The organism is Teredinibacter franksiae (assembly GCF_014218805.1).
Classification (GTDB): Bacteria; Pseudomonadota; Gammaproteobacteria; order Pseudomonadales; family Cellvibrionaceae; genus Teredinibacter; species Teredinibacter franksiae.
This window is the reverse complement of record NZ_JACJUV010000008.1, coordinates 191,429-202,756: the sequence shown is the minus strand read 5'-3', so window position 1 is coordinate 202,756 and position 11,328 is coordinate 191,429. Positions and strand designations below refer to the sequence as shown.

Annotated in this window: 8 protein-coding genes; 6 read left to right on the top strand and 2 right to left on the bottom strand. The window is 42.4% G+C overall.

Going from position 1 to position 11,328, the window contains the following annotated elements:
• The first annotated feature begins 227 nt into the window (after nucleotides 1-227).
• The 6 genes from H5336_RS23510 (at nucleotide 228) to H5336_RS20570 (ending at nucleotide 6,165) form a co-directional block, all read left to right on the top strand.
• Nucleotides 228-359, top strand: a complete 132-nt coding sequence (locus tag H5336_RS23510; protein ID WP_281385717.1) for a hypothetical protein — start codon at nucleotides 228-230, stop codon at nucleotides 357-359.
• A gap of 90 nt (nucleotides 360-449) precedes the next feature.
• A complete protein-coding gene (locus tag H5336_RS20590; protein ID WP_185236340.1) occupies nucleotides 450-794 on the top strand; it encodes a hypothetical protein in 345 nt (114 codons plus the stop codon).
• Nucleotides 791-1,738, top strand: coding sequence for a histone deacetylase family protein (locus H5336_RS20585; protein WP_185236339.1), 948 nt, complete (start codon nucleotides 791-793; stop codon nucleotides 1,736-1,738). The genes H5336_RS20590 and H5336_RS20585 overlap by 4 nt, the downstream gene beginning before the upstream one ends.
• A gap of 189 nt (nucleotides 1,739-1,927) precedes the next feature.
• A complete protein-coding gene (locus H5336_RS20580; RefSeq protein ID WP_185236338.1) occupies nucleotides 1,928-2,317 on the top strand; it encodes a hypothetical protein in 390 nt (129 codons plus the stop codon).
• A 9-nt stretch (nucleotides 2,318-2,326) separates the two neighbouring features.
• Nucleotides 2,327-3,358, top strand: coding sequence for a hypothetical protein (locus tag H5336_RS20575; protein WP_185236337.1), 1,032 nt, complete (start codon nucleotides 2,327-2,329; stop codon nucleotides 3,356-3,358).
• 803 nt (nucleotides 3,359-4,161) lie between these two features.
• Entirely contained in the window at nucleotides 4,162-6,165 is a 2,004-nt protein-coding gene (locus tag H5336_RS20570) for a cellulose-binding domain-containing protein (RefSeq protein ID WP_185236336.1), read from the top strand.
• Nucleotides 6,166-6,477: 312 nt separating this feature from the next.
• On the opposite strand, the gene H5336_RS20565 is transcribed toward H5336_RS20570, so the two are convergent.
• A complete protein-coding gene (locus tag H5336_RS20565; protein ID WP_185236335.1) occupies nucleotides 6,478-7,038 on the bottom strand; it encodes a hypothetical protein in 561 nt (186 codons plus the stop codon).
• 2,159 nt (nucleotides 7,039-9,197) lie between these two features.
• Nucleotides 9,198-10,037 carry a cellulose binding domain-containing protein gene (locus H5336_RS20560; RefSeq protein ID WP_185236334.1) on the bottom strand — a complete coding sequence of 280 codons (840 nt, stop codon included), beginning with the start codon at nucleotides 10,035-10,037 and terminating at the stop codon, nucleotides 9,198-9,200.
• Nucleotides 10,038-11,328 lie beyond the last annotated feature (1,291 nt).

Sequence of the window (11,328 nt, the reverse complement as noted above, 5' to 3'; positions counted from 1 at the left end):
ATTCAAAATTGACCGGTGAGTACATTACAATGCTTGGTCGATAACACCATTATGGCGACGATAGCCAGAGTGTTCTCTGCATAACCTTTATTTAGACTCGTGGTTTATAGATTTTCTTTTGTTTTTAATTTGTCAAAAAAGGTAAGACCACTAGTTGATATGAGTAACGAAAATATTTGATTACTGAATGTTTAGTTTTGGAGAAAATAGAATAAGGAAGCATATTCATGAATAGCGTTAGACGAACAATCATTGTCTATATTTGGGCAACAAGCGATTCCAACCCAGGTCATGCTTCTATGCAGGTAGAAGAAGACTATATCAGCTATTGGTCAACCAGCGAAGATTCAGCACTATAAAACGGTGTTAAAAACCCACCTAGCAAGGGCAACCTGAATGATTTCAAACTAGGTGCCACACACAAAGCCAGCTTTGCCTCTAGCTATAGAGTGGACCGACGCCTGGAACGTAAAGATGCAGACTATAAAATAGAAATTACCGGCCTAGATTTTGATGCGATTAAAAATCAATGGCGAGAGTTTAAAGAGCAAGAAAAACGCTATAATAATATGCAAAAACGTAACTGTTCAACAGTGGTAGCCTCCTTTTTGGAGCTTGGCTCGAATATACCCTACAAGAAAACACCCTGCGTTCGAATTAACCAACATATTGGTGATCCTGTGGCGCGATTCTTCCTGAAGCTGCGCTATCTCGGACATTGGGTTAAAATGTGGACGCCGAACGACGTACATCTCTACGCTTTACAAATTAAAGCGGCTAAAGGCTTTTCATGAAAAACCGATTGGTTTACTCAAGCGGCTACGATTTTAGCGTAATGGGGCTAGGCAAGCTGCATCCCTTCGACGCAAAAAAATTCAGTAAAGCGTGGAAACGGTTAAAGGCAAATTTTCACGATTTGGAAAAATACCAAATTTCTCCAAAAAATATGGCAAGCAATGAGCTGCTTGAGCTGGTGCACACGCCTGACTACCTCGTATCTCTGGAAAAATCATCTTCAATTGCGCAGGTAATCGAGCTTGGTTTACTTCGCTTGGCTCCGGCGGGTATGCTCAACCGGAATTTAATAAACCCGATCCGCCTGGCAACACAAGGTACACGGCTAGCCGCTGAATACGCCGTTAAAAACCAAACTACAGTCATGAATCTAGGTGGCGGTTATCACCATGCCTTTTCTGATCGTGGTGAAGGCTTCTGTTTTTTCGCCGATGCAGCACTCGCAATAAATACATTGAAAGCAGATGGCTTGCTTCAGCAGGATGATCTTGTTGCTATGATCGATTTAGATGCGCATAGAGGCAACGGTTTTGAATCGTTCTTCAAAAATGATCCTAGCGTTACTATTTTTGATATGTACAATTTCCAAGTATACCCAGGCATGCACACAGGGGACATTGACAAATTTCCCTTTATGGTGCCACTAAAAAGCAGGACGGCTGGAGAGAGCTATCTCGAATTTTTGAAAGAAGAATTGCCACGGTTTTTGCGTACGCTGAACACAGCAAAATTAGTGTTCTACAACGCGGGTAGCGATATATTGGCTGGGGATCCTCTCGGGGCGCTAAATGTTTCTTTTGAGCATGTTGTCGAGCGAGATCGGTATGTGCTTGAGGCGCTTAAAAAAATAGCGGCTCCTACAGTGGTATTGACTAGTGGCGGATATACAGGGGAGTCTCACAAGCTTGTTGCAGAGTGTGCGAAGCTGGTATTGACTGATTAATATACTTCGGGTCGGGCAGGGCTGAAGGGCAGGCCTTGCATTTGACATTTTAGTAGAGGGCTGAGTAACGGCACCGGGGTCAAGTCTTGCCTTTTGCCCAATCGTAAAGGCTTGCGTTTACCATCTTTTACAGCATTGGGTTTGAATGGTTGATTGCGCAATGAAAATAAATTTAAGGTTAAGGAAACTATGTTCACCTTGTTAGATGAAACTATTGTTGAAAAGCTGAAAAATACGTTAGACGATGGATTTGATCTTGAAAAAGCATTTAAAGTTCAAAATAGCTACGTGTTGTTTCTTACCGAAAATACGCCACATGAAGAAACGCTGACCATATTACGGCTGGATAGCAGCTATTCTGAGCTAGAGAAAATAGAGCTGTATGCCGCCTATATGCCTGGAATTTTTAGCGTTACAGATGTTAGTGAAAATTCAATCGCATTTACATTTTGGTCGAAGCAGCCCATGAGGTTGTGTTTCATGGCTTGCAAGCAGTATCGGTGGCAGTTTAAGGGTGTAAGTAACGTATCGTATTTGGGCGGTTTTTTTAAGTCACGCCAATTAATTGTAAAGGTTTAAGTGAATTGTATGAGCACTAAAGAAGAGAACCGAATTGCTGCAAATGAAGCGGTAAGCCAGTTTGAAATCCAAAGCATTAATTTTGGTGCTAGGTTCATTAAAGATTCGCGCGTGCGCCTTGTTTATATGGAAAAAACCAAGGCCTATGCGCAAAGCCTGACTGAGCTAATGAATAAGGGCGAATTGAGCCCTAAAGAAGCCGCCGCAGCCGCTAACCAAATGCGTAATGAAATAATGGAGTGGGCCAGAACAAAAAGCAGTGATATAGGTAGAGCTAAAGCCCGTGCTATGAAAGCAAAAGGCCTAGACCTTGATGCTCTTTGTAATAAATATGCTAAAAAATTCAACGGCAAGCTATTTAAAGATTTAACCAAAGGCGAACAAGATACTGTTTTTATCGCCATCGTTGAAAGTTCTGGTCGTGCAAACCCAAAAGTTTCGGCGAGGGCGGCTAAGTTGGGTAAAGCAGGTCGAGCGTTATGGATATTGAGCGCTGGAATTGCCATTTACAATATTGCCTCTGCAGAGGATAAAACACGCGCTGCAGGTAGGGAAGCTGCTGGGGTAGGCGGTGGTTTTGCCGGTGGAGCAGCCAGCGGGGCATTAGTGGGGATTTGGGCTGGGCCAGTTGGAGTAGCGATTGGTGTTATTGTCGGTGGTGTTCTAGGTGCGATATTGGCCGACGAGGTGTATATAGAGTTTGTTGGCTCTAACAAAGCATTTGTAAAACGGTTTTTGGACCCTCACACATCTATTTTTTCTACGGATGAATCGGCTATAGCAAACGGCTTGTTTCAAACCTTTGGCTACGAAATGGACAAGGTGTATGCGGTTTTTCAAGAACTCGATTATGCCTACACAACGGATGCGGATGATATTGCTTTACGCTATATACAGCTAGTTCAGTTTTCACGCGCGATAACGGTAAAAACAAGCCTGAAATCACATAAACCATTGAGAAACCTGCTAGAGCTTATTCTGGAAGATGGCTGGACGAACCAAGCAGAGAGTAAAGCTATTTTCTATTTGAAAAACATGTAACTTAGTGGGTTTGGAATGTACCAAACCTAATCTGGTGGGAAAATATTGAAAGGGCGCTCACCGGTTGAGGATTTGTAGAAATCATTAGGATAATCATTAGGGGCACCCGCTAGTAGGTATTACACAATACGGAAACAATAAAAATATTGATGGGACACTCACTGGTAGAGAGTTTGTGGAAAATCCATTGGGGGAAATTCGAAAGATCAAAGTTTTATGGTGATAACCGTAAATACTCGAAGATTGTTATAGAGTAAAAGGGACACGCACTCAAAACCCCCTCTTTTTCTTGTCCGACATACAGTAGTTTTTGGTTTGATGCATCGTAAATGTAATAAGTGCCAGGGTTGTCTCGACCAGAGCTGTATACGATTTTTGTTTATTTTTTTAAATGTACATTTAAGTTTATGCGTAAAAACAAAAAGATCTCTTTAGAATAAGTATTGATTATATTTCGTCGATATATGCGAGATTGTATTGATTATTTCGAATGTAGAGTACGAATGAGTTGATTGAATAATGTTCGCCCGCTAATATGAATTCGCTGGCCATCGATTTGTAGGCAGTATCTTGTATTGTCGATCAGATAATAATAATTGGGTCGATTCAGCAGTTGTTTAATGAGTCACAAATCAAATTCGGAATGGCGAAAACCATTTGGCTGATTATTGCCGATGTTTTTGTAATGATTCTCCATACACTATTGTCTATTTGTTCTGTGTTGTGCAAGTGCAGTGTTAATCAAGGAGAAAAAATCGCTATTTCGATATCTTAGTCATCTCTATTAATACAGAGTAAAAGATATGAAAATAATAGAAAGCATTATTCTACGCAATAAAACAGCAGTTCTGTGTGCCTCATTTCTATGTGTGGCTTCTTCGAGTTCAATCGCAGCGGATGTTGATGTTAATGGCAACACTGAACATCAAACCATTCGAGGGTTTGGTGGGCATAACGGTGTTGACTGGATACCAGACCTTACCGCCGGTCAAATTGATACAGCATTCGGTACGGGAACCGATCAAGTAGGTTTAAGCATTATGCGCATGCGTATATCGCCCTTGCCTCAACGATGGGATAACCAGGTGCCCGCAGCAAAGCGTGCTAAGCAAAAGGGCGCGATTTTATTTGCTACCCCTTGGACACCTCCCGCTTATATGAAAACCAACAATAGCTTGGTATCCGGTGGTAAATTAAAATCCGAATATTACGATGACTATGCAACCCATTTATTGGATTTTGCGAATCATATGTCATCCAGCGGTGCATCCCTTTACGCAATTTCTATACAGAACGAACCCGATTGGCATCCAGACTATGAATCTGCAGAGTGGTCTGGAAATGATTTTTCCAAATTCTTGAGAAGTGAAGGTTCCCGTTTTGGATCTTTAAAAGTTATTGCACCAGAATCTTTACGGTTTAATAAATCCTACGCTGATCCGATTCTAAATGACAGCAGTGCAGCTCAGCATTTGGATATTATTGGGGGGCATTTATATGGTGTAAGTACACCTCCCGATTACCCTCTGGGCCGGCAAAAAGGCAAAGAGTTGTGGATGACCGAACATTACACCGACAGTAAAAATTCAGCAAACCAATGGCCATTGGCGTTGGATGTGGGTGTTGAATTGCACAAGAGCATGGTGGCCAATTACAACGCGTATATCTGGTGGTATATACGTCGTAGTTACGGCCTGATTACTGACGACGGAAAAATTAGCCAGCGCGGTTATATCATGTCCCAGTATGCGCGTTATGTGCGGCCTGGTTATGTGCGCATTGGTGCAACCGAATCGCCAAGTTCAGGTGTGTATGTAACGGCGTACAAGGGGCCAGATGGAAAAGTTGTTGTGGTAGCCGTTAATACAACCAGTAGCGATAAATCACTGGATATAAACTTTAGAAACTTGCAAGTCGCGGAGCTTAAAAAGTACACGACTTCATCATCACTCAATGTTGATTTTGGTGGTACTTATTCGGTTAATGGCGGTTCAACATCTGCGTATATCGATCCAAAAAGTGTAGCGACATTTGTTGGTACTCAAACCGGTAGTTCAAGTTCGTCCAGTAGCTCCTCGTCCAGTAGCTCTTCATCTAGTAGTACGGGTGGAGCCGTTTACGATGGAAAAAATCCACTGACTATTCAAGAAAACCAACAGGGGTTTGTTGGTGTAGACGGTTCAGTTGATTCAAACAACAGTGGCTATACAGGTAGTGGTTTTGCAAATACAGATAACAGCAGCGGTAACGGTGTCGATTGGTCTGTATCGGTGCCTGTAAGTGGTACTTATACTCTTGAATTCCGTTATGCCAACGGTTCTACAACAAACCGTACCGGTGCTGTAAAAGCGAATGGTGATACGGTTGCACAGCGTGTAGATTTCGAAGGTACAGGCGGTTGGGCTTCCTGGCAGACACAAAGTGTGCGGGTGCAATTGAATGGTGGAGCTCAGATGCTTCGATTACAAGCCACCAATAACTTGGGGTTAGGAAATATTGATTTCCTTAAAATATCCGGAGGCTCTGCATCTTCTAACTCCAGTAGCTCATCAAGTAGTTCGTCCAGCTCTTCAAGCTCGTCCAGTAGCTCGTCTTCTAGTTCCAGTAGTTCATCGTCTGCTGGCGATTGCAGCGGTGTAAATGTGTACCCGAATTGGACGGCCAAAGATTGGTCTGGTGGCGATTACAACCATGCTGAAGGTGGTGACCAAATGGTGTACACCGGTAATCTATATCAGGCTAACTGGTACACCAATTCTGTACCTGGAAGTGATGCCTCTTGGGCATTAATTGCTAGTTGTAATTAAAGATTAAAGTTAATGGAGCATTTTGTCTGCTGAAAAGGGAGGCTCTAAAAGGGCCTCCCTTTTTGTAGGGGAGTTTTCACTTCGTCTTAGCGCTGGTTTCAATCCATGAAAAATAGTGTAATCCATGAAAAATAGGACAGCCACTCTAAGAAGGGAAGAATAATAGGAGCATTTCCGGTTAATTCGTTTTTTTATTCTAGGCTGGCTGCGAATCTTGTTTTGGCGCGAAATGTTTGGTATCACCAAATCACGAACGAGGTTAATGCTTTCTAAATGAGAAAGTGGGGCGGGGTTTAATGTTGAGTAGAGCTCTTAGTGTAATGTTGCTTCGCAATTGGCGTAAGCGGGCCTTCGTTGTAACCCTAGTGCATTTGCCGCAAGCATAAGTTTTTCTTTGCAGCCCACTAAACTTTTGAATTTGGATTCAAACTGGGTGGTGAGTACACGCCATTCATGGCTAGAAATGTTGAGCCGCTCTAGAATAGGCGGTTGATTGTTGTCGATAAAGCCGCGTTTGTTTTCCCTAATGGCTCGGCCGGTAATGTCGACAAGCTGGATATAGTCCTGCAGGTGAAAGGGTAGGCCTTGGGGCATGGGTTCTCTTGGATTGCCGACAAACTCGGCAAGCTTTAACGGTTGTGGGGTATGTGTTTTTAAGCTTTCAATACGGCGTTTTATTGATGTGTGCTCAGAGGTTTCAGGAGTTTTGGCCATTTTGGCTCTAATGGGGTTTAAATCCACATAGGCCATACAAGCGGCTAGGGCTTTTTCGTCAAGTAAGGCCTGTGATTTAAAGCGGCTCTCCCAGAAGCGGCCTGTACATTGATCTTCGGCGTTGGCCATACGGGCAATGGATTCGTTTAGGGCCGCCATAAAGCGGCTTATACTGACTAGCTCAAGGCGCCAGTGGTTGATTTTCCTTAACCGCGAGCATCTGGGCTTCGTCGAGAAGTTCACCCTTCAAAAATTTCTGGGTTAAGAGGGTGCAATAAAGCGCCAAACGCCGATTTTTCGATGTGTTCTGGAATTCACCCTGAGTGAATTCCAGAACACACAAAATTTGCAATAAAAACAAAAAAACGGCCCTGATTTTTGTTACTATTTTTTCACCACAAAAAAACACAAAAACCAGAACCGTTCGATACAAAGTAAAAGGGACACGCACTCAAAAACCCCAAGATCTAGTGTTTTCGTTGTGTTTTCCCACTAGATAGCGACCCAACCGGCAAAATAGGTGAAATCAGAGGTTTAACAGTGGCGAGTGGGTGTCCTCGTAGCTTTCATCCTCGTAACCTTCAAGTGCGCCGACAGTGTTGATTTATGAGGGGTGTGTTTCTGCGCGGCGTATTAACCCCGTATAATCCATGGTCGGGTTAATAGTGCGATCTACAGCTGTTGTTGCCACGTGTATTAATATTGCGGCTAACCATTTTTATTGAGAGCAGTCTAGAGTGACATAGTTTTTAGTGGCCTCAGCTGAAATCATAGCGGACTTCGTAACCGAATTTTGACGACACCTGTAATCAACGATGAAAGTTTTAGCACAATTTCTCGCTGGGTCGCCGTGAATTTCATGATCAATTGTGAAGTGACACAATGCTTTATGTCTGCACGCTCGCGCGACGGTGCCTGTCATGTTGCCTTGCAATCGCTGACTACAATTCAACCCATAGGACGCCTCTATAACTTTTACGTCATCTGCCAGCGCGACTGAAGTAAGCAATAGTAGCGAAGCGTTTATTCCGAGATTAAATATTTTCAATTTCATGTTTCCTTTTAACAATTAGTAAAGCGATATGATTTGCGTATTGCGTATTGCGTATTGCGTATTGCGTATTGCGTATTGCGCAAGGGCTATTGAACAATTTAGGTGTATTTAAATAGGTGCTTAAGTCGAGTAGCGCTTGGATATGGCGCTAGCCGACAACAGTTGAAGCGCACTCCAACTCCAACTTCAACTTCAACTTCAACTTCAACTTCAACTTCAAGACTAAAAATTGCAGGCCCCAAAAATGATACAAAAAGGAAGTGTAGGTATTAATGCGGGTGCAGCATTAGTATCGTTGAATGTACCTGAACATATCATTAACGTAATCGGTCATTCAAAACAGATAACAAAATGAAAAAGGCAGCTAGGTTACGAAATGGACAAGGTGTATGCGGTTTTTCAAAAGCTGAATTGTGTCTACACAACGGGTGCAGATGATATTGCTTTGCGCTATATACAGTTAGTTCAGTCTTCACGCGCGATAACGGTAAAAACTAGCTTAAAATCACATAAAGCATTGAGATTTCAAGCTAGTCGCAAAAACGATTGCAGACCTTTACAAGGTGTGCTGGCAGGTTGATGTCTTTTAAGTGGATTAAGGAAATTTGGAAATAAAGTCATTTATCGGCACCTCAAGAATGCGGTGTTGACTCGTATATGGGTTGCCATGTGCTGTATTTGTTGCTGGCATACCTCAATTTTGGCAACACATTTAGTCTGAGCCTTCAGCAGATCCCTGCGCCTATTACAGCTTAATTTAGTTGAGCGGCGTTGCGTGATCATGCTCCTGATCGGAGATCCACCGAAGCCGCCAGACCTAGACTTACAAAAACGAATTTCAATTAACCTAATATTTGTGGGGCAGCAATGGCACACTTTATATCTGAATAAAATGAGGCGCGTTTATTCTCGCCCCAATTTAAGTTGGACGGGGGCTACTTTGTTAGGCGATACTCTAATTGGGTAATTGCTATAGTAAGGGCATTAACCTGAATCGCCTTTCCGGTCGAGAAAACCGTTCTTTACCTTGCTAAACAAAGACTCCACCAAATTCCATTTATGGCGTGTTATTTATAAGACTTGGTTTTTTTTGGGAATGCAAACAGTTTGGTGAAGGATATGTCTTTTTCCTTAGCGCTCTATGGGGTAAAGCGCGGTTAAAACGTCAATCGATTTGGTCGCGCAACAAGAGGTTGGTTTGATGGGGCGAAGTGCGCTAAAGGCTCCTCCAGTAAGTCCAAGTAAGCGCCTTCTTCCCCCTTTTTTAATTCCAGCTGGTAAGCGCTATTTCGCCATTTCCTAAGTATTGAAAACTGACATTAACCAAGCGACCTGAGTTATTTGATGCGATCAATGCATCACAATTGACTTCGTTAGAGCATTGAAATGGCTGCCGTAGGAAATAGTAGCTTCCATCACGTTTGGTGAAAGTCTGCTCTAACAATTCGACCTGCTCATACTCATAAACTGTCCCTACGCTATCTTCAATATCAGATACCACTTTAGTCAGCACATACCGAATATTGGATGCATCCATGGGCGGGTTCTCAATTTCTGTGGCATCCACCAAAAGATTATACTGATGGCCCCAGGAAAAGTTGAACCTCTCTATGGGAGCGTAAAAGAAATGGCCGTTGTTATCAGTTATGTTACATAGGCGTTGAAACATACCAAAGCATGGCTTTTTATATGACCGCATTTCCAAGGTGATAGGGCCAAGCTCTAAGCCGGGGCCGGGGTTATCGCCCGACGAACATGATGGGTTTAGAAAACTTCCGCTATGCGTGCCCTGAATTCCAAAGCTTGTACTTTGGCCTGGGGAGAGGTTCCCGTTCCATCCAATACTTTTAGCCTCAACAGTATTTCCTACGGTGTGCAATTCGACATTCCATGATCCCTTAATGTTTGGCGCAGAATCAAAATGCACTTTTACGTTCCAGCTACTTACGGAAGAGCTTCCGTTGTTTATAACGGTCACGGTTGTTACGTGCCCATTATTCCATGAGTCAGAAGAAGCCGAGCACGTTAATGTATGGCCATAGTTCGCAAGTAAACCTAAGGCTAAACCGACCAAGGCCAGATAATAATTTTTAGTTAAAAACATTTGTATTCCTCTTATTCGACTTATTGTCTTTAGTTTTATTGTTGTATAGCCAAATACTATGGGTGCCGAAACAATGGAAAAGGCAAATACTGCTTGTGTAGGCTGATTGGGATTAAGCATAAGTCAACGTGTTCTTGTCAAGAATTTATTTGTATGCGCTTCCAAATAATTACAAAAACAGTGATGAAAATTTTTTTATCGATTTTAATGTGCAGTTTCGAGTGTGGATTATAACCGTAATTGAAGTGTCTCGAGAGGTGGTGGCGTACTATCCATCTTGGTGGCGTAAGTGAGTGCAGTTTTCCGAATTATGATCCGTAATCTTTATGAGGTGATCCCAAGATTTCTGGTTATCGTGAGAAAATGGAGACGTATCTCCGTGGCCACGGTTAATCGTTATATAGCGAGTAGATTTTGGGGATGCTTTTTTGGTTAATAGGTATTGTTTTCCTATCCTATAAGCTTCAAGCAACCCGTGGCGCAAAATATCATTTATTTGCTTTCTTGGGTGTACAGCGACAGTACATGACAAACTGAAATTAAAGGGTGATTGGTTATGTGTTTTCAGATTTTTAAGGTGTTTCATTTTATAAATAATACTAAGAAGTTGGGAGAAAATGAGATAGCCATGGAATACAACAGTTTGCGTGAATTTTGCTTTATACAGGGAAAGTCATCAATAAAGAGGATGAGCGCGGTTCCTGCCGTCTAGGTTTGCCTTAAGTCGTTTAGTATCGGTTGTTTGTTTGGGTCTCATGGCCTGTGGCTTGTTTTTTGGTGTTGTTGCGGTGATGTCGACAAAGCATTGATGGATGTTTGAATTTGTCATTACGGAAAACGGGAGGTTTCCAGAGCAAAACGTAATTTTACTCGACTGCTAGCGCTAGTTTTCGGATAAGTGGCATCAACTCTCTCTCCTCTTTTTTGGGGGAACTCGCTACGCTACAAGTCGATTGTAGTAATACTGCCAAAGAAGAAGTAATTGTGCTTGCTTTATCGATTTTTCAATTTTTTTCTAAGGTTTTTAAAGCATCATGGCAAGTATATTGAATAACCCTATATTTAGTCATCGTCGTTTAAGAAAGAGGGTAATGAACCAGTGGTATCCTGCTGCTGATTGATTGGAAAAACCTGTGTGTAACCTGCACCGTTGCTAAGTTTTTTAAATCTATCAAACACGGTTGTATATGGGACGGAGGCTCGTTAAGGTAGGTTCAAGGTATTGATTGTTTTTTCGCGTTTTTTTTCATTATTTTTCGATGGCTTATCGGTATTCGCGGAAAAAATGAAT

Bases quoted from the DNA above. Each gene is read 5' to 3' on its own strand.
- H5336_RS20585 (WP_185236339.1), top strand. From the start codon at position 791: ATGAAAAACCGATTGGTTTACTCAAGCGGCTACGATTTTAGCGTAATG.
- H5336_RS20580 (WP_185236338.1), top strand. From the start codon at position 1,928: ATGTTCACCTTGTTAGATGAAACTATTGTTGAAAAGCTGAAAAATACG.
- H5336_RS20565 (WP_185236335.1), bottom strand. From the start codon at position 7,038: ATGGCGGCCCTAAACGAATCCATTGCCCGTATGGCCAACGCCGAAGAT.
- H5336_RS20560 (WP_185236334.1), bottom strand. From the start codon at position 10,037: ATGTTTTTAACTAAAAATTATTATCTGGCCTTGGTCGGTTTAGCCTTA.
- H5336_RS20575 (WP_185236337.1), top strand. From the start codon at position 2,327: ATGAGCACTAAAGAAGAGAACCGAATTGCTGCAAATGAAGCGGTAAGC.
- H5336_RS20570 (WP_185236336.1), top strand. From the start codon at position 4,162: ATGAAAATAATAGAAAGCATTATTCTACGCAATAAAACAGCAGTTCTG.
- H5336_RS23510 (WP_281385717.1), top strand. From the start codon at position 228: ATGAATAGCGTTAGACGAACAATCATTGTCTATATTTGGGCAACAAGC.